This is a genomic window from Paracidovorax oryzae ATCC 19882, assembly GCF_000687165.1.
Lineage (GTDB): Bacteria > Pseudomonadota > Gammaproteobacteria > Burkholderiales > Burkholderiaceae_C > Paracidovorax > Paracidovorax oryzae.
The window spans coordinates 1-18,791 of the sequence record NZ_JMKU01000010.1 but is presented as its reverse complement, the minus strand read 5'-3'; the positions used below and the strand labels follow the sequence as shown (position 1 = coordinate 18,791).

At 68.3% G+C, this 18,791-nt stretch carries 18 protein-coding genes; 10 read left to right on the top strand and 8 right to left on the bottom strand.

The window, feature by feature from the left end:
- Positions 1 to 6: 6 nt before the first annotated feature.
- The gene (locus T336_RS0109745) at positions 7 to 756 is read right to left on the bottom strand and encodes an SDR family oxidoreductase (protein ID WP_026432391.1); all 750 of its coding nucleotides are present in this window, start codon (positions 754 to 756) and stop codon (positions 7 to 9) included.
- A gap of 137 nt (positions 757 to 893) precedes the next feature.
- Between T336_RS0109745 and T336_RS0109740 the strand changes: the two genes are divergently transcribed.
- Entirely contained in the window at positions 894 to 1,583 is a 690-nt protein-coding gene (locus tag T336_RS0109740) for a dienelactone hydrolase family protein (protein WP_026432390.1), read from the top strand.
- A gap of 358 nt (positions 1,584 to 1,941) precedes the next feature.
- On the opposite strand, the gene T336_RS0109735 is transcribed toward T336_RS0109740, so the two are convergent.
- The 7 genes from T336_RS0109735 to hemB form a co-directional block, all read right to left on the bottom strand.
- Positions 1,942 to 3,510, bottom strand: coding sequence for a DHA2 family efflux MFS transporter permease subunit (locus T336_RS0109735; protein ID WP_019702675.1), 1,569 nt, complete (start codon positions 3,508 to 3,510; stop codon positions 1,942 to 1,944).
- 32 nt (positions 3,511 to 3,542) lie between these two features.
- Entirely contained in the window at positions 3,543 to 4,805 is a 1,263-nt protein-coding gene (locus T336_RS0109730; RefSeq protein ID WP_051647118.1) for an HlyD family secretion protein, read from the bottom strand.
- 77 nt (positions 4,806 to 4,882) lie between these two features.
- Entirely contained in the window at positions 4,883 to 6,454 is a 1,572-nt protein-coding gene (locus T336_RS0109725; RefSeq protein WP_026432388.1) for an efflux transporter outer membrane subunit, read from the bottom strand.
- A 35-nt stretch (positions 6,455 to 6,489) separates the two neighbouring features.
- Positions 6,490 to 6,984: a MarR family winged helix-turn-helix transcriptional regulator gene (locus tag T336_RS0109720; RefSeq protein WP_026432387.1), complete on the bottom strand. Its 495-nt coding sequence runs from the start codon at positions 6,982 to 6,984 to the stop codon at positions 6,490 to 6,492.
- Positions 6,985 to 7,102: 118 nt separating this feature from the next.
- Positions 7,103 to 7,849: a glutamine amidotransferase gene (locus T336_RS0109715; protein ID WP_026432386.1), complete on the bottom strand. Its 747-nt coding sequence runs from the start codon at positions 7,847 to 7,849 to the stop codon at positions 7,103 to 7,105.
- Positions 7,850 to 7,862: 13 nt separating this feature from the next.
- Positions 7,863 to 9,068: a magnesium transporter CorA family protein gene (locus T336_RS0109710; RefSeq protein ID WP_035225627.1), complete on the bottom strand. Its 1,206-nt coding sequence runs from the start codon at positions 9,066 to 9,068 to the stop codon at positions 7,863 to 7,865.
- A 24-nt stretch (positions 9,069 to 9,092) separates the two neighbouring features.
- The gene (gene hemB, locus T336_RS0109705) at positions 9,093 to 10,100 is read right to left on the bottom strand and encodes a porphobilinogen synthase (protein ID WP_026432384.1); all 1,008 of its coding nucleotides are present in this window, start codon (positions 10,098 to 10,100) and stop codon (positions 9,093 to 9,095) included.
- 72 nt (positions 10,101 to 10,172) lie between these two features.
- Between hemB and T336_RS0109700 the strand changes: the two genes are divergently transcribed.
- The 9 genes from T336_RS0109700 to tuf all read left to right on the top strand — a co-directional run.
- The gene (locus T336_RS0109700) at positions 10,173 to 10,601 is read left to right on the top strand and encodes a CopD family protein (protein WP_019703845.1); all 429 of its coding nucleotides are present in this window, start codon (positions 10,173 to 10,175) and stop codon (positions 10,599 to 10,601) included.
- A gap of 17 nt (positions 10,602 to 10,618) precedes the next feature.
- Positions 10,619 to 11,749 (top strand): VanZ family protein, encoded by a 1,131-nt coding sequence (locus tag T336_RS0109695; protein ID WP_026432383.1) that lies wholly within the window; start codon positions 10,619 to 10,621, stop codon positions 11,747 to 11,749.
- The gene (locus tag T336_RS0109690; RefSeq protein WP_019703847.1) at positions 11,746 to 12,096 is read left to right on the top strand and encodes a (2Fe-2S) ferredoxin domain-containing protein; all 351 of its coding nucleotides are present in this window, start codon (positions 11,746 to 11,748) and stop codon (positions 12,094 to 12,096) included. Before T336_RS0109695 ends, T336_RS0109690 begins: the two co-directional genes overlap by 4 nt.
- Positions 12,097 to 12,185: 89 nt before the next feature.
- Positions 12,186 to 12,827 carry an alpha/beta hydrolase gene (locus T336_RS0109685; RefSeq protein WP_026432382.1) on the top strand — a complete coding sequence of 214 codons (642 nt, stop codon included), beginning with the start codon at positions 12,186 to 12,188 and terminating at the stop codon, positions 12,825 to 12,827.
- A 101-nt stretch (positions 12,828 to 12,928) separates the two neighbouring features.
- A complete protein-coding gene (locus T336_RS0109680) occupies positions 12,929 to 14,098 on the top strand; it encodes a D-alanyl-D-alanine carboxypeptidase family protein (RefSeq protein ID WP_026432381.1) in 1,170 nt (389 codons plus the stop codon).
- A gap of 155 nt (positions 14,099 to 14,253) precedes the next feature.
- The gene (gene rpsL, locus T336_RS0109675) at positions 14,254 to 14,631 is read left to right on the top strand and encodes a 30S ribosomal protein S12 (RefSeq protein ID WP_026432380.1); all 378 of its coding nucleotides are present in this window, start codon (positions 14,254 to 14,256) and stop codon (positions 14,629 to 14,631) included.
- Positions 14,632 to 14,795: 164 nt separating this feature from the next.
- A complete protein-coding gene (gene rpsG, locus T336_RS0109670) occupies positions 14,796 to 15,269 on the top strand; it encodes a 30S ribosomal protein S7 (RefSeq protein ID WP_011793519.1) in 474 nt (157 codons plus the stop codon).
- An 82-nt stretch (positions 15,270 to 15,351) separates the two neighbouring features.
- Positions 15,352 to 17,454, top strand: a complete 2,103-nt coding sequence (gene fusA, locus T336_RS0109665) for an elongation factor G (RefSeq protein ID WP_026432379.1) — start codon at positions 15,352 to 15,354, stop codon at positions 17,452 to 17,454.
- Positions 17,455 to 17,604: 150 nt separating this feature from the next.
- A partial coding sequence (gene tuf, locus T336_RS0109660) for an elongation factor Tu (RefSeq protein ID WP_011793521.1) occupies positions 17,605 to 18,791 on the top strand: 1,187 nt, incomplete at its 3' end.

Sequence of the window (18,791 nt, the reverse complement as noted above, 5' to 3'; positions counted from 1 at the left end):
TCCGGTTCAGCGGCCGCCGGAGACGTCCAGCAGGCTCATGGTGGTGTAGCTCGCGGCGTCCGACAGCAGCCAGACGATGGATTCGGCCACCTCTTCCGGCGTGCCGCCCCGGCCCATGGGCACCTGGTGGGCAAGGTCTCGCACGCGGTCGGGCAATCCGCCGCTCGCGTGGATCTCGGTATCGATCAGGCCGGGCCGCACCGCGTTCACTCGGATGCCCTCCGCTGCCACTTCGCGCGCGAGGCCCACAGTGAGCACGTCGATGGCGCCCTTGGCTGCCGCATAGTCCACGTACTGGTGGGCGGCGCCCAGCCGGGCGGCGGCGCTGGAAACATTGACGATGCTGCCGCCCTGGCCGCCGCGCTGCAGGCTCATGCGCCGCACGGCCTCGCGCGCGCAGTAGAAGCTGCCCAGCACATTGATGTCGAACATGCGCCGCAGCCGCTGGCCGCTCATCTCGGACACGCGTGCAGGCACGTCCACCACGCCGGCATTGTTCACGAGTGCCGACAGCCGGCCCCATTGCGTGTCCACCGCCTCGAACAGCGCCACGACCTGCGACTCGTCGGCCACGTCCGCCTGGATGGCCACGGCTTCGCCGCCTTCCGCCCGGATGGCATCGACCACGCGCCCGGCCGCGGCGGCGTCGCGCGCATAGTTCACCGCCACGGCCCAGCCGCGCCGCGCGGCCAGCCGGGCGGTGGCGGCGCCGATGCCCCGGCTGCCTCCCGTCACCAAAACCACTTTTTTGTCCATGGGTGCGTCTCCTGCAAGAATGCCGTGGCGCGATTACAGCACTGCCGTGCCCGGCACGGGGCAGGCCGCTGCGATCGATTTCCAACGCTCCCCTTCCCGGGGGGCGTTCAACCCGTCCATATCGAAGGAGTGAAAACATGGGAAGTTTCGTGGATCTGGCCTCGGCCGATGGTTTCAAGGTGCCAGCCTGGGTGGCGCAGCCCGAAGGCCGGGCGCGCGGCGCCGTGGTGGTCCTGCAGGAGATCTTCGGCGTCAACTCGCACATCCGCTCCGTGGCCGACCGCTATGCGGCCGCGGGCTACCTCGCTGTGGCGCCCGCCACCTTCGTACGCGTGAAGCCTGGCGTGGAGCTGGGCTACACCGACGACGACATGAAGGAAGGTTTCGGCCTGAAGCAGCAGGTGGAGGCGTTGCCCGGCGCAGGCGTGCTGCCCGATATCCAGGCGGCCATCGACCATGCGGCGCAGCAGAGCGGCGGCAAGGTCGGTATCGTGGGCTACTGCTGGGGCGGTCTGCTGTCCTGGCGGGCGGCGTGCGAACTCCGGGGCCTGTCGGCCGCGGCCGTCTATTACGGTGGCGGCATCACGGGCGACCAGGAAGTGGCCCGCACCCCGCGCTGCCCGGTGATCGCGCACTTCGGCAAGCGCGACCACTACATCCCGCTGGAAGGCGTGGAGGCCTTCCGCAAGGCGCATCCGGAGGTGGAAGCCTACATCTACGAGGCCGACCACGGCTTTAACTGCGACCAGCGCGGCTCCTACGACGCGCCCTCGGCAGACCTGGCGCGCGAACGCACGCTGGCGTTCTTCGCGAAGCACCTGGGCTGAGCTGCCGCCGGAAAAAGCTCCAGAGGCCCGTCCTCCGGCCTTTGAAACCGACGCAGCGTTACCCATCCGAAGGCCGCGGAGCAGGCCAAGCCAGCAGGCGCCGTGGAACTGGCTTTGCCAGGCCACTGGCGTCCAGCCCCTCGCCAGAGCCGAGGGGCGTTCGTCCCGTCCATGCCCGCGCAGGCGAGCATGGAGCCGCGGTCCTCACTCCGCCCTGCCCGCCATGCGCAGCATGGCGAGAGCGGGGGCTGAGTTCTGCGGTTCCAAGCCTGCCTGCGCAGGCTTGAACGTGCACGAAGGGCAGCCGCCTCTGGAGGCAGCACCGAGCAGCGCAGCCGCTCAGGGGGGTGTTCCCCAGTCAATGCGCCCCGGCCGCAGCATCAGCGCTGCCCGCACTGGCGCGCACCGGGTGGGCCAGCCAGACCAGCGGGATCAGCAGCAGGAACAGCACGGCCGACGCATAGAAGATGTCGTTCGCCGCCAGCATGAAGGCCTGCTGGTTCACCAGCCGCTCGACCTGCGCGAGCGCTTGCTCCGCCGTCAAGCCGCCCGCCTGCAGCCCCTGCAGTGTCTGCGTGACGGCCACCCCGCCCTGTTGCAGGCCCTCGGTCAGCTGGGCATGGTGCAGCGTGGCGCGCCGCTCCCATAGTGTGGTGGACACGGATGTGCCGATGGCCCCGGCCGTGATGCGCATGAAGTTCGACAGACCCGACGCCGAGGGAATCCGCGCCGGAGCGATCTCCGACAGCGTGAGCGTCACCAGCGGGATGAAGAAGAACGCCATGGCGATCCCCTGGATGATGGTGGGCACCATGATGGTCGTCAGGTCCGCCTGCGTGTTGAACCGCGAGCGCATCCACAGCACCAGCGCGAACACCAGGAAGGCGAAGGTCGCGAAGCGGCGCGGGTCCACCTTGGCGATGTTCTTGCCCACCACCGGCGAGAGCACCAGCGCCAGCAGGCCCACGGGCGCCATCACCATGCCCGCCTGCGTGGCGGTGTAGCCCATGTACTGCTGCAGCCAGAGCGGCAGCAGCACCACGTTGCCGAAGAACAGGCCGTAGCCCACCGACGTGGCCAGCGCACCGGCCCAGAAGTTGCGGATCTTGAAGAGCGACAGGTCCACCACGGGGTGCTCCTCGCCGCGCTCCCAGACCATGAAGGTGATGAAGCCCACCACGGCCACCACACAGCAGGCCACCACCCAGGGCGAGGCGAACCAGTCATGCTCCTTGCCGATGTCCAGCATCACCTGCATCGCCGCCACCCAGATGACGAGCAGGGCCAGGCCGACGGAATCGATCGGCAGCGCGCGCCGCTCGGATTCGCGCTTGTGGAAGATGCCCCAGGTGACGAGCACCGCCACGATGCCCACCGGCACGTTGATGTAGAAGATCCACGGCCAGGTCATGTTGTCCGTGATCCAGCCGCCCAGCAGCGGCCCCATGACCGGCGCGATGAGCGTGGTCATCGACCACATCGCCATGGCCAGACCGGCCAGCGCCTTGGGGTAGCTGGAGAGCAACAGCGACTGCGACAGCGGGATCATCGGCCCGGCCACGAAGCCCTGCAGCGCGCGGAAGGCGATGAGCGTCGCCATGTTGGGGGCCAGCCCGCACAGCAGCGATGCGATGACGAAGAGCGTCACGCTGGCCACGAACAGGCGCACCTGCCCGAAGCGCTGCGACAGCCAGCCGGTGAGCGGCACTGCGATGGCGTTGGCCACCGCGAAGCTGGTGATGACCCAGGTGCCCTGCGTGGGGCTTACACCCAGGTCGCCCGCGATGGCGGGCAGCGACACGTTGGCGATCGACGTGTCCAGCACGTTCATGAACGTGGCCGCCGAGAGGGCCAGCGTGCCCCACATGCGCGCGCTGCCTTCGAGCGGTGGCGGCGCCAGGGGCGGAGTGTGGGAAGGAGAGGACATGAAGGCTCCGAAAGGGGAGGGCGCCGCCGCGGTCAGTGGGCCTGCGTCCGGCCGGCGGCGCGGGCAGCCGGCCCTGCATTGGCTGCGATGATGCGGGCCACTTCTTCGTCGGCACCCTTGTCGAGGCCGGCATACACGGCCGTCTGCGCCACCGCCTCGGCACGCGGCGCATCCGCCAGCAGCGCGCCTGCGCGGTCCTGGGTGTTGACCGTGACGTCCATGGACAGGCCCACGCGCAGCGGATGGTCCTTGAGCTGCTCGGCGTCCAGGGCGATGCGCACGGGCACGCGCTGCACCACCTTGATCCAGTTGCCGGTGGCGTTCTGCGCGGGCAGCAGGGCGAAGGCCGCGCCCGTGCCCACGCCCAGCCCGACGACCTTGCCCGTGTACTCCACCTTGCTGCCGTAGAGATCGGCCGTGAGCGTGGCGGACTGGCCCAGGCGCAGGTTGCGCAGCTGGTTTTCCTTGAAGTTCGCGTCCACCCACACGTGGCTGAGCGGCACGATGGTCATGAGCGGCGCGCCGGGCGCCACGCGCTGGCCGAGCTGTACCGTGCGCTTGGCGACATAGCCGTCCACCGGGGCGGGCAGGGCCGTGCGGCGCTCGGCGAGATAGGCTTCGCGCACCTTCGCCGCAGCGGCGAGCACGTTGGGGTTCTCCTGCACCGGCACGCCCTGGGTGAGCGACTGGTTGCTGGTCAGCTGTTCACGTGCTGCTTCGACGCCGGCCTGCGCGGCAGCCAGGGCCGAACGGGCCGCGTCCACCTGGTTCTGCGCGTGCTGCAGCTCCTCCTTGGAGACGGCGCCGTTGCCCGAGAGGGACTGCCGGCGCTTCAGGTCTTCCTGGGCGCGTGCCACGTCCGACCGCGCCTTGGCCACCTCGGCCTGGCGCAGCGTGATCTGCGCGTTCAGCGAGCCGTTGTTCACGTACACGGTGCGCGCCTGCCGCACGGCCTGGGCAAGGCCCGCCTCGGCCTGGGCCAGCGCCACGCGGGCATCGGCCGGGTCCAGCTGCACCAGCGGTGCGCCGGCCTTCACGAAGTCGGTGTCGTCGGCCATGATGGACATCACCGTGCCGCCCGTCTGGGGCGTGATCTGGATGACGTTGCCCTGCACGTAGGCGTTGTCGGTGCTCTCGTAGTGGCTCAGGACGAGCCAGTCGTACAGACCCCACCCCGCGCCGGCCACGACGACCACGGCGGCGAGGGCCACGAGGGTCTTGCGGCGGCGGGCCTTGGCGTCCTGTGCGGAGGCCGGGGCGTTGGAGGCGGCGGAAGCGTTCTGGGGTGCGTTCATGGTGATGTCTCCCCGCGGGACGGCCATCGTCCGCGCGGCAAGGGAAGAGAAGAGGCGAATAAAGAGGGGCGGAAAGGTCAGTGCGCGGAGCCGGATGCGGCGGGTGCCTGCGTGCCCGCCGCCAGGACGGGCGCCTGCGCGGCATAGCCGCCACCCAGTGCGCGCGCCAGGCGGGCCTGGTTGTCCAGGCGGCGGGCCGCGAGATCCACGGCCTGGCGGCGCTGCTGCAGCACGCTGGTCTCGGCGGTGAGCACGTTCAGGTAGTTGCCCAGGCCGGCCCGGTAGCGCTGCTGGGCGATGGCGTAGGCGCTCTCGGCGGACGCCTGCGCTTCGCGCTGCTCGGCCGCCTGCTGGTCGATGGAGCGTGCCGAGGCGATCTGGTCGGCCGCTTCATGCAGCGCATCCAGCAGCGTGGCGTTGTAGCTTTCGACGGCGGCATCCACGTCGGCGGCCTTGCCGCGCAGGTTGGCGCGCAGCCGGCCCGCCTCGAAGATCGGCAGCCGGATGGCCGGGCCCACGCCCCATTCGCGGCTGCCGCCCTTGACGAAGTTGTCCAGCCCCAGCGAGGCCAGGCCCACGAAGGCCGTGAGGCTCACGTTGGGATAGAACTGCGCCTTCGCCACGGTCACGTCCTGCGTGGCGGCTTCCACGCGCCAGCGCGCGGCGGCGATGTCCGCACGCCGGCCCAGCAGGTCCGCGGGCAGCGCGGCGGGCAGGGCGATGGCATGCAGGGACGACAGCGGCGGCGGCACCAGGGCCTGGGCGGCTCCGGGCTGCCCCACCAGCGCGTCCAGCGCATTGCGCGCCATGGCCGCCTGCTCGCGCAGCACCTCGATCTGCTGGCGTGCCTCGGGCAGGCTGCCTTCGCTCTGGCGTTCTTCCAGCCGCGTGTCCAGGCCGGCCGCCACGCGGTCGCGCACCAGCGACAGCGTCTGGGTGCGCTGCTCCAGGGTGCGCTGCGCCACGCCGAGCTGGGCCTGCACCCGCGCGAGTTCCACGTACTGCCGCACCACGTTGGACGCCAGCAGCACCCGCGCGGCCTGCGCGTCGGCGATGGCTGCGTTGGCACTGCCCACCGCGGCGTCGATGGCCGCGCGGTTCTTGCCGAAGAAGTCCAGCTCCCAGCTGCCCGTGAGGCGGCCCGTGGCGCTGTTTTCCGTGCTGCCGCCCAGCGGAGGCGGATAGATGGAATTGGCGCTGTAGTGCTGGCGGTTGGCGTCCAGGCTGCCATTGACCTGCGGGCGGTCGGCGGCGCGCGTGGCTTCCGTGAAGGCCTGTGCCCGGGCGATGCGCGCTTCGGCGAGCTTCAGGTTGGGACTCTGGGACAGTGCCTGGCCGATGAGTGCATCCAGCTGCGCATCGCCGAAGCCGCGCCACCAGTCGGATGCCACGGCCGGATCGGCGAAAGCCCGTGCGGCATCCGCCGTGCCCTGCGCCTGTGCAGCAAGGCCCAGGGAGGCTGCGTCGCGCATCCGGGCCTGGGGGGCGATGCCGGACATGTCCGCGCAGGCCGTCAGCCCCAGCAGCGCGAAGGCCAGGGTGCCGACATAGAGCGCTACCGCCTGCCAGCGAGGCCCTGCGGCGTCACCGGCCGGCTGCGCATGCGGCACCGCTGCGGCGGAGGAGAAAGGAGCCAGAAGGTTTTTCATGTTGTGTCGTGCTCTCGGAAAAAAGGCGGAAGGGCTTACTGGCCGTCCGGCGGCGGCGGGAGCCGCGTGGTCAGGTTTTCGTAGATGCGGGCCAGGTAGCGGCGCAGCGCGGCGGCTTCCGCATCGCTGAATCCATGCAGGGCGGTGCGCTGGAGGTCCTGCAGCAATTCAGGCAACCGGGCGGCGGCGGCGTGGCCTTCGTCGGTCAGCGCGAGGTTGACCACGCGGCGGTCTTCCTGCGAGCGCTCGCGGCGGCACAGGCCCTTGGTTTCCAGCCGGTCCAGCAGCCGCGTCATGCCACCGGCGTCCAGCTGGCAGACGCGGGCCAGGGCGGCGACCGTGCTTTCCTGGCCCGAAGCCAGGAAGATGCGCAACAGGGGCCGCCATTGCGCATCGGTCAGCCCCAGGGGCTCCACCCGGCGGTCCACCTCGCTGCTCATCAGATTGACGATGCGGCGCATCTGGTAGCCGATGCTCTGCTCGATCAGCTCGGGATTGACGGAAGGCTTGGCGTTGCGGGTCGGATGCATGCCTAAACATTAATTGACTGGTCAAATAATGTCAAGTCTTTGATTGCGGCTCGGCCCGAACGGCCTGTGCGCAGGGCGGAGACCTTTGCTCCGGCCGGCGGCTGGAGGGTAATAAAGATCAGCCTGTCTGGCGGCTGCTCAGGCAGAAACGGGCGAACCGGCCCAGCAGCCCGCAGGCTTCCGGTGTCGCGCGGACGTGGTCGCGCAAGGCTTCCGGATCGCGGCCGGCCTGCCCCACATCGGCTGCCAGTGCGTCGATGTAGCCGCGCATGGCGGCGGGAGTGAATTCGGGGTGGAACTGCACCCCCCACGCGCAGCGGCCGACCCGGAAGGCCTGGTGCGGTTCGAAGGCATTGCCCGCGAGCCGCACCGCCCCCGCAGGCAGGCGCCTCACCGACTGCCGGTGCACCACCTGGGCGCCGAAAACGCCGGGCAGTCCGGCGAAAAGCGCATCGCTGCCCGCGGCGTCCGGCGCCGTGCGGATCTCTACGGTGCCGATTTCCCACCCTCCGGGATGGTCCGCCACTTCACCGCCCAGCGCGTGCGCGAGCAACTGGTGGCCATAGCAGATGCCCAGCACGGGCGTCTGTGCCGCCACGGCGCGGGCGAGCCAGCCGCCCAGTGCTTCGCTCCATGGCGCCCGGTCCGTGACCATGGCGTGCGAACCGGTCACCACCACGCCGGCAACGGCATCGGGGCCGGGCATGCCGTCGCCCTGCGCCGCATCGACGGTGAGCACGGGCGCTGCGGTGCCGGCCAGCCCGGCCTGCACCCAGTCCTCGAAGTCGCCCAAACGCTCCCGCAGCGCCGGGAAGGTGCCGCCGGTCCTGGCGATCACGATGGGAGGCGGTTTCGGCGAAGGCATGCGGGCGGGACGGTCAATGCTGGCCGGTGCGGGCGAGATAGCGCTTGCGCCAGAACAGCGCCACCAGGGCGATGGCGATCACCGTCATCGTGGCCATGGCCCACCAGAAGCCATCCTGCTTGTGGACCAGCGGAATGAACTCGAAATTCATGCCGAAGATGCCGGCGATCAGGTTGAGCGGCAGGAACACGGCGGTGAGGGCGGTGAGCGTGCGCATGATGTCGTTCGTGCGGTTGCTCTGGACGCTGAAATGCATCTGCACCGCCGTTTCGGTGCTCTGCTCCAGCCGGCGCACGTGGTGCACCACCCGTTCGATATGTTCCAGCACGTCGCGGCTGCGCACCTTGAGCAGTTCCAGTTCGCGCAGCGCAGCGATGTTCTCGGGCAGTGTCCAGGTCTCGAGCGTGTCCACCCAGTCCTGCACGGCGGCCCGCTGGTCCTCGCAGATCTCGTCGAGCTGGTGCAGCGTCAGCCGCGCATCCAGCAGCGCGCTCCAGTTGGCGAATCGCCCGCGCGGCTTGAGCAGTTCGGCCTGCCAGTGGTCCAGCTGGCGAGAGAGTTCGCGGCGCAGGTCCAGGTAGTTGTCCACGATCAGGTTCACCACGCGCAGCATCAGGTCCGCCGGACTGGTCGGCAGGCGCGATCCCGGGGCGGGGCCGGTGCGCATGTCCCGGGCCTGGGTCTCCGACGCCGGGCCGCCCTCCGCGGCAGGCGCGGGCTGTGTCGCCGTGAGCAGGCGGGCGGCGAACGCGTCGCGCACGGTGCAATCGCCCGGGTGCACCGACAACAGCACCTGGTCGAAGACCGCGAACCCCACGGGGCTGGTGTCGATGCGGCGCAGCACGGGAGGCCCGGCGCGCCGGGGTGGGGCGAGCCCCGTCAGGCTGGGCACTTCCGTCGTGTCGCACTGCGTGGCGCTCAGCCGCCGGAACACCATGACGTCGTATTGGGACGTGTAATCGTAGTGCGAAGGCAACTGGGCATTCAGCAGGTCGGACACGTGCAGATCGACGAGTTGCAGGCCCGCCAGGGACTGCAGCGCCGCCTGCAGCGCCGGCAGCCGCTCGCCGAAGACGGCGCGCGTGCAGGCGATCCATACGAAGCCCTGGGAGGGCACGCGCTGCGGGATGGCATCCAGCTCTTTCGCCCCCTGCGGGCCGATGTGGAATACGCGGATCGCGCCGGAGGCGTCCAGCGTCACGGGGCGCGCCCCCGGCATCCGGAATGGGGTGCCATGGCGCTCCTACCGGGAAAGCAGGCGCGCGGCGTCGCGGGCGAAATACGTCAGGATGCCGTCCGCCCCGGCGCGCTTGAAGGCGAGCAGGGATTCCATCATCACGGCATCGTGGTCGAGCCAGCCGTTGGCCGCGGCGGCCTTCAGCATGGCGTATTCGCCGCTCACCTGGTAGGCGAAGGTCGGCACGCGGAACTCGTCCTTCACCCGGCGCACGACGTCCAGGTAGGGCATGCCGGGCTTGACCATGACCATGTCCGCGCCCTCGGCGATGTCCAGGGCCACCTCGCGCAGCGCCTCGTCGGTGTTGCCCGGGTCCATCTGGTACACGTTCTTGTCGGCCTTGCCGAGCGCCCCGCGCGTGCCCACGGCGTCGCGGAACGGGCCGTAGAACGCGCTCGCGTATTTCGCGCTGTAGGCCATGATGCGGGTGTGGATGTGGCCCTGGGCCTCCAGCGCCTCGCGGATGGCGCCGATGCGGCCGTCCATCATGTCGCTGGGCGCCACGATGTCCACTCCCGCCTCGGCATGCGTCAGCACCTGGCCGACGAGGATTTCCACCGTCTCGTCGTTCATGATGTAGCCGGTCTCGTCCAGCACGCCGTCCTGTCCATGGCTGGTGTAGGGGTCGAGCGCCACGTCGGTGAGCACGCCGAGATCGGGAAACTCCTTCTTGAGGGATCGCACCACCCGGGGGATCAGCCCCTCGGGGTTGAGCGCTTCCTTGCCATCCGGCGTTTTCAGCGACGGCTCGATGGACGGGAACAGCGCCAGCACCGGGATGCCCAGGCGCACGCAGTCTTCCGCCACGGGCAGCAGCAGGTCCAGGCTCAGCCGGTCCACGCCGGGCATCGACGCAATGGCCTGCCGGTGGTTCGTGCCTTCGTGCACGAACACCGGGTAGATGAAGTCGTGCGAGGACAGCCGGTGCTCGCGCACCAGGTTGCGGGTGAATGCGTCGCGCCGCAGCCGGCGCGGGCGGTGCTGGGGAAAGGGCGGGGGGCTGGAGAGATGCATCCCGAAATTGTGCTCCCGTTTCGGGAGGGCGTGCCACCGGATGGGCGCCCGGCGGCACGTACACTGCGGCCCATGCTCTGGGTCAAAGCCTTCCATATCGTCTTCGTGGCCAGCTGGTTCGCGGGCCTGTTCTACCTGCCACGCATCTTCGTGAACCTCGCCATGGTGCCGCCGGATTCCACCGCCGAGCGCGAGCGCCTGCTGCTCATGGCGCGCAAGCTGCTGCGCTTCACCACCTTCCTGGCGGTGCCCGCGCTGGCCCTGGGCCTGTGGCTCTACCTGGGCTATGGCATCGGCCGCGGACCGGGCAACGGCTGGATGCACGCCAAGCTCACCGTGGTGGTGCTGGCCGTGGGCTACCACCATGCCTGCGGCGTGCTGCTGCGCAAGTTCGCTGCGGGGCGCAACAGCCACGGGCACCGCTGGTACCGCTGGTTCAACGAGGTGCCGGTGCTCCTGCTGGTCGCGGCGGTGGTGCTGGTGGTCGTCAAACCGTTCTGAACCGGGCGCGCGCCGCCGTGCACAAGACCTCCGCCTGGCCGCTCGCGCTGACCTACATCGCGCTCATCGTCTTCGCCAGCCTGTTTCCCTTCGAGGGCTGGCGCGAGCAGGGCATCTCCCCGCTGGTCTTCCTCACGGCCCGGGTCCCGCCGCCGTACTGGACCTGGTTCGACGTCAACATCAACGTCGCGGGCTATGCGCCGCTGGGCTTCCTGCTGGCCCTGGCGCTGCTGCGCACGGGCTGGCCCCGGGCGGCCGTGGCGGTGGCCGTGCTGTCCGGCGGCATGCTTTCCATGCTCATGGAGCTGCTGCAGATCTACCTGCCGAGGCGGGTGCCGTCCAACATGGACCTGCTGCTCAACACGGCCGGCACCCTGCTGGGGGCGCTCGTGGCCGCCTTGCTGGAGCGGCTGGGCGCCATCGCCCGCTGGAGCCGGTTCCGCGCGCGCTGGTTCGTGCAGGATGCGAGTGGCGCCCTGGTGCTCATCGCGCTCTGGCCGGCCGCGCTGCTGTTCCCCGCAGCCGTGCCGTTCGGGCTCGGCCAGATGTGGGAGCGCCTGGAAGCTGCGCTGGCCGAAACGCTGGCCGACACCCCCTTCCTCGAATGGCTGCCGGTGCGCGACACCCCGCTGGAGCCCCTGATGCCAGGGGCGGAACTGCTCTCGGTGCTGCTCGGGCTGCTCGTTCCCTGCCTGCTGGGCTACTGCGTGATCCGGAACGTCGGGCGCCGCGTGGCCTATGCCTGCGGCATGGTCGCCGCCGGGGTGGCGGTGACCGCGCTGTCCGCCGCGCTCAGCTACGGCCCGGCCCACGCCTGGGAGTGGCTGGGCCTGCCCACGCGCGTGGGCATCGTCGCGGGCCTGGTGGCGGCGCTGCTGCTCGTGACCCTGCCGCGCCGCGCCGCCGGGGTGCTGCTGCTGCTTGTGCTGGTCTGGCACCTGAACCTGCTCAACCAGGCGCCGACCAGCGCCTACTTCGCGGAAACCCTCCTGGCCTGGGAGCAGGGGCGCTTCATCCGCTTCTACGGCCTGGGCCAGTGGCTCGGCTGGCTCTGGCCCTACGCGACGCTGGTGTACGTGGTGCTGCAGGTCGCCAGCCGCCCGGCGCCGGAGGTGCGCGCGGCCCCGCCTCCTAGAATCCGGGCATGACCGAAGACACTTCCCCGCCCCGCGGCTACTACGCCCGCCACATTTTCTTCTGCCTCAACGACCGCATCAACGGAGAGGACAGCTGTGCCCACCACGGCGCGAAGGAGGCATTCGACCACTGCAAGGCGCGCGTCAAGGCCGAAAAGCTCGCCGGTCCCGGCCAGGTGCGCGTGAACAAGGCGGGCTGCCTGGACCGCTGCGCGGGCGGGCCCGTCGCGGTCGTCTATCCCGAGGGCACCTGGTACACCTACGTGGACACCAGCGATATCGACGAGATCGTCGAGTCCCACCTCAAGAACGGCCAGGTGGTCGAGCGCCTGCTCACCCCGCCGGAACTCGGACGCTGATCCGGGCTCAGACCCCGGCCTTCCCGCATTTCGGTCCGCGGGCCGCCTTTTTCGGGGGCGGCACGGGCCCATTTCCTTACTGCAGACAAGTGAACGCACAGACTGAACGCCTGACCTTCTCCGGCGCGGCCGGCGCCATCGAGGCGCTGCGCGACCCGGCCGCCGCGGCCGGGGGCGGCGACCCGCGCGGCGTGGCCGTGATCGCCCATCCCCATCCGCTCTTCGGCGGCACCATGGACAACAAGGTCGTGCAGACCCTCGCCCGGGCCTTCGTCGCCTGTGGGTGGACGGCCGTGCGCTTCAATTTCCGGGGCGTCGGCGGCAGCGCCGGCTCCCACGACGAAGGACGCGGAGAGCTGGACGACCTGCTCGCGGTCATCGACCAGGCAGCGCCCGCCGGTGCGATCGCGCTGGCGGGGTTCTCTTTCGGCGCCTTCGTCACCAGCCACGCCCTGGAGCGGCTCTGGGGCGCGCGCGACATCGAGCGCGCCGTGCTCGTGGGGACGGCCGCCAGCCGCTTCACCGTCGCGCCCGTGCCGGCCGAGGCCCATGGCCGCACGCTGGTCGTCCATGGCGAGCAGGACGACACCGTGCCCCTGGCCGCCGTGATGGACTGGGCGCGCCCGCAGACACTCCCTGTGACAGTCGTGCCCGGCGGCGGGCATTTCTTTCACGGACAATTGCCGCTGCTCAAGAGCCTGGTCATGCGGCACCTGACTTCCCAGGCCTGAGGGGCAGGCCGCCGGCTGCCTGCCCCGCCCCCGCTTTTCATCCTTCCCCTTCCCCCTCTCCCGCTTCCTTTCTTCCCGGACCGTTCCGAATGCATGCCTCCATGAAGCCCTTCCTGCCCCTGCTGCGCTCCTTCGCCATGGCCGCCGCGCTCGCGCCTGCTGCGCTCTGGGCGCAGGTGCAGGCCCCCCAGCCGCCCGAGATCGCGGCGCGCAACTACCTGCTGCTGGACGTGACATCCGGGCAGGTGCTGGCCGCCAAGGACATCGATGCCCCCGTGGAGCAGGCGTCCCTGACCAAGCTCATGACCGGCTACCTGGTGTTCGATGCGCTGCGATCCAGGAAGATCACCCTGGAGCAGAAGCTGCCCGTGAGCGTCCTGGCGTGGAAGATGCCCGGCTCGCGCATGTTCATCGACCCCAAGATGCAGGTGCCGGTGGACGACCTGCTGAAGGGCATGATCGTGCAGTCGGGCAACGACGCCTCCATGGCCCTGGCCGAGGGCGTGGGCGGCTCGGCCGAGAACTTCGTCAAGCTCATGAACGACCAGGCCAAGGCCCTGGGCATGAAGAACACGGCCTACAAGAACCCCGAAGGCCTCACGGAGCCCGGCCACACGACCACGGCGCGCGACCTGAGCATTCTCGCGACGCGGCTCATGAAGGACTTTCCGGAGTACATGCACTACTACTCCACCAAGCACTATGCCTATCCGGGCACGCCGCCTTCCAACGGCACCAACCGCAATTCGCTGCTGTTCCGCGATCCGACGGTGGATGGCCTCAAGACCGGGCACACGGCTGCGGCCGGCTACTGCCTCGTGGCCACGTCCAAGCGTGATTTCCCCAATGTCGGCCAGCGCCGCCTGCTGTCCATCGTGCTGGGCACCGCGAGCGAGAACGCGCGCGCCAACGAGAGCCAGAAACTCCTGAACTGGGGCTACACCGCCTACGATGCCGTCAAGCTGTTCGACGGCGGCCAGCCGGCCGCCACCCCGGCGCTCTGGAAGGGCACGCAGAACACCATCAAGATCGGGCGCCCGGACCCCATCGTGGTCACGGTGCCGTCGGGATCGGCCGGCAAGATCTCCACCCAGATCGTCCGCCAGGACCCGCTGGTCGCCCCCCTGACCAAGGGGCAGTCCATCGGCACCCTCAAGGTCTCGCTGGGCGACCAGCAGATCGCCGAGGTGCCCCTGGTGGCGCTCGAGACCGTCGAGCAGGCCGGCATCTTCGGTCGTGCCTGGGATGCCATCCGGCTCTGGATCAAGTGATGCACGTTGAGCGTGCCGGGAGGCCGGCAGCGCCGGTCCTTGCCTCGCCCGGGGCAAACTGATACATTAGAAGGCTTTTCGGAATTTCCGAAGGGAATCACGTCTTCGCTCGATCCGAATCCACCGGGCGAAGTTTTCACGTTTAGGGACGATTCATGCCAACCATCAACCAGCTCATTCGTCAGGGGCGCGAGGTCGAAACGACCAAGTCCAAGAGCCCTGCGATGCAAAACTCTCCCCAGCGCCGTGGCGTGTGCACCCGTGTGTACACCACGACGCCCAAGAAGCCGAACTCCGCTCTGCGGAAGGTCGCCAAGGTGCGCCTGACCAACGGCTTCGAGGTCATCTCCTACATCGGCGGCGAAGGCCACAACCTGCAGGAACACAGCGTCGTGCTGGTCCGCGGCGGCCGTGTGAAGGATCTGCCCGGTGTGCGTTACCACATCGTGCGCGGCTCGCTTGACCTGCAAGGCGTCAAGGACCGCAAGCAGGCCCGTTCCAAGTACGGTGCCAAGAAGCCCAAGGCCAAGTAAGCCCTGCGTTTCAAGCAATTTTCGGTGCTGTTCCCGCGTGGCGCGGTGAAGCAGCGTAGTGGCCCCGAACGCAGGCGTTCTGCGTGGGTCGAGTAAGTGGGAGTCCTGAATGGCTCTCGCGGTGCCTGGAAAGGCGCCAACTGAAGCAAAGATAGAGGTGAGAAATGCCACGTCGTCGCGAAGTCCCCAAACGTGAAATCCTGCCGGACCCGAAGTTCGGCAATGTCGAGCTGTCCAAATTCATGAACGTGATCATGGAAGGCGGCAAGAAGGCAGTTGCAGAGCGCATCATCTATGGCGCCCTGGAACTCATCCAGAAGAAGCACCCCGACAAGGATCCCCTGGAAGCGTTCACCGTTGCCATCAACAACGTGAAGCCCATGGTGGAAGTGAAGTCCCGCCGCGTCGGTGGTGCCAACTACCAGGTGCCGGTCGAAGTGCGCCCCGTGCGCCGCCTGGCCCTGTCGATGCGCTGGCTCAAGGAAGCCGCCCGCAAGCGCGGCGAGAAGTCCATGGCCCAGCGCCTGGCCAACGAGCTGCTGGAAGCCACGGAAGGCCGTGGCGGCGCGATGAAGCGCCGTGACGAAGTGCACCGCATGGCAGAAGCCAACAAGGCGTTCAGCCACTTCCGCTTCTAAGCCCATCCCTTCATCTCGAAGGCCTGGAGCCCGATCCGCCACACCGGCGGGCGGGCTCTTTGGCTGTTAACGAAAGACCATCATGGCACGCAAGACTCCCATCGAGCGCTACCGCAACATCGGTATCTCGGCCCACATCGACGCTGGCAAGACCACGACGACTGAACGTATCCTGTTCTACACGGGTGTGAACCACAAGATCGGCGAAGTGCACGACGGCGCTGCGACCATGGACTGGATGGAGCAGGAGCAGGAGCGCGGCATCACGATCACGTCCGCCGCCACGACCTGCTTCTGGAAGGGCATGGACATGTCCTATCCCGAGCACCGCTTCAACATCATCGACACCCCCGGCCACGTGGACTTCACCATCGAGGTGGAGCGTTCCATGCGCGTGCTGGACGGTGCCTGCATGGTGTATTGCGCCGTGGGCGGCGTGCAGCCCCAGTCGGAAACCGTCTGGCGGCAGGCCAACAAGTACAAGGTGCCCCGTCTCGCGTTCGTCAACAAGATGGACCGCACCGGCGCCAACTTCTTCAAGGTCTATGACCAGATGCGTCTGCGCCTGAAGGCCAACCCCGTGCCCGTGGTGATCCCGATCGGTGCCGAGGAAAACTTCACCGGCGTGGTCGACCTGCTCAAGATGAAGGCCATCATCTGGGACGAAGCGTCCCAGGGCATGAAGTTCAACTACGAAGACATCCCGGCCGACCTGGTGGAATCCGCCAAGGAATGGCGCGAGAAGATGGTCGAGGCCGCTGCCGAAGCGTCCGAAGAGCTGATGAACAAGTACCTGGAAGAGGGCGACCTCTCCGAGGACGAGATCAAGCTCGGCCTGCGCACGCGCACGATCGCCACCGAGATCCAGCCCATGCTGTGCGGCACGGCGTTCAAGAACAAGGGTGTGCAGCGCATGCTGGACGCCGTGATCGACTACCTGCCTTCGCCCGTGGACATTCCTCCCGTGGCCGGCACGGACGAGGACGAAGCCGAAACCACCCGCAAGGCGGATGACGGCGAGAAGTTCTCGGCCCTGGCATTCAAGCTGATGACCGACCCGTTCGTGGGCCAGCTGACCTTCGTGCGTGTGTACTCGGGCGTGCTCTCCAAGGGCGACACCGTGTACAACCCCGTGAAGGGCCGCAAGGAGCGCATCGGCCGTATCGTGCAGATGCACGCGAACGAACGCCTGGAAGTGGAAGAAATCCGCGCCGGCGACATCGCCGCCTGCGTGGGCCTGAAGGACGTGACCACGGGCGAAACCCTGTGCGATCCCGAAGCCATCGTGACGCTGGAGCGCATGGTGTTCCCCGAGCCCGTGATCACGCAGGCCGTCGAACCCAAGACCAAGACCGACCAGGAAAAGATGGGCATCGCCCTGCAGCGCCTGGCCGCCGAGGATCCGTCCTTCCGCGTGAAGACCGATGAGGAATCGGGCCAGACGCTGATCGCCGGCATGGGCGAGCTCCACCTGGAAATCATCGTGGACCGCATGAAGCGCGAGTTCGGCGTGGAAGCCAACGTGGGCAAGCCCCAGGTGGCCTACCGCGAAACCATCCGCAAGACGGTGGAAGAGGCCGAAGGCAAGTTCGTGCGCCAGTCCGGCGGCAAGGGCCAGTACGGCCACGTCGTGCTCAAGATCGAGCCGAACGAAGCCGGCAAGGGCATCGAGTTCGTGGACGCCATCAAGGGCGGTGTGGTTCCCCGTGAATTCATCCCGGCCGTGGAAAAGGGCATCAACGAAGCCGTGACCCAGGGCGTGCTGGCCGGCTATCCGGTGGTGGACGTGAAGGTCACGCTGCACTTCGGTTCGTACCACGACGTGGACTCGAACGAACTGGCGTTCAAGATGGCCGCCATCTTCGGCTTCAAGGAAGGTTGCAAGAAGGCCGGTCCGGTCATCCTGGAACCCATGATGGCCGTGGAAGTGGAGACGCCCGAAGACTACGCCGGTACCGTGATGGGCGACCTCTCGTCCCGCCGCGGCATGGTGCAGGGCATGGACGACATGGTCGGCGGCGGCAAGGCCATCAAGGCCGAGGTGCCCCTGTCGGAAATGTTCGGCTACTCGACCGCGCTGCGCTCCGCGACGCAAGGCCGCGCCACGTACACGATGGAGTTCAAGCACTACAGCGAAGCTCCGCGCAACGTGTCCGAAGCCATCATGGCCGCCCGGGCGAAGTAAAGTACCACCCCTGTGTCGCCTGCGGCGCAGGGGTGAACCAGTTTCTGTCTGCGATCGCATGCCCTTCGTTGCCCGTGGCGAAGGATTCAGCAATGCGGTGCAGACGTAAAACCAACACACGGGCATTGCTCTTTATTCTGGAGTTGAGAAATGGCAAAAGGTAAGTTCGAACGTACCAAGCCCCACGTGAACGTGGGCACGATCGGCCACGTGGACCATGGCAAGACGACGCTGACGGCAGCGATCGCCACGGTGCTGTCCGCCAAGTTCGGCGGCGAAGCCAAGAAGTACGACGAAATCGACGCAGCGCCCGAAGAAAAGGCCCGCGGCATCACCATCAACACCGCACACGTGGAATACGAGACGGCCAACCGCCACTACGCCCACGTGGACTGCCCCGGCCACGCCGACTACGTCAAGAACATGATCACCGGTGCCGCCCAGATGGACGGCGCCATCCTGGTGTGCTCGGCCGCCGACGGCCCGATGCCCCAGACGCGCGAGCACATCCTGCTGGCCCGCCAGGTGGGCGTGCCCTACATCATCGTGTTCCTGAACAAGTGCGACATGGTGGATGACGAAGAGCTGCTCGAGCTGGTCGAAATGGAAGTGCGCGAACTCCTCGACAAGTACGACTTCCCCGGCGACGACACCCCCATCGTGCGCGGCTCGGCCAAGCTGGCCCTCGAAGGCGACAAGGGCCCCCTGGGCGAGCAAGCCATCGACAAGCTGGCAGAAGCCCTGGACACCTACATCCCGACGCCCGAGCGCGCCGTGGACGGTGCCTTCCTGATGCCCGTGGAAGACGTGTTCTCCATCTCCGGTCGCGGTACCGTGGTGACGGGCCGTGTCGAGCGCGGCATCATCAAGGTCGGCGAAGAAATCGAAATCGTGGGCATCCGCGACACGCAGAAGACCACCTGCACGGGCGTGGAAATGTTCCGCAAGCTGCTGGACCAGGGCCAAGCCGGCGACAACGTCGGCCTGCTGCTGCGCGGCACGAAGCGTGAAGACGTCGAGCGCGGCCAGGTGCTGTGCAAGCCCGGCTCCATCAAGCCGCACACCCACTTCACGGCCGAGGTGTACGTGCTGTCGAAGGACGAAGGCGGCCGCCACACGCCCTTCTTCAACAACTACCGTCCGCAGTTCTACTTCCGCACGACCGACGTGACCGGCGCCATCGAGCTGCCGGCCGACAAGGAAATGGTCATGCCCGGCGACAACGTGTCGATCACCGTCAAGCTGATCAACCCCATCGCCATGGAAGAAGGCCTGCGCTTCGCCATCCGCGAAGGCGGCCGTACGGTCGGCGCCGGCGTCGTGGCCAAGATCATTGC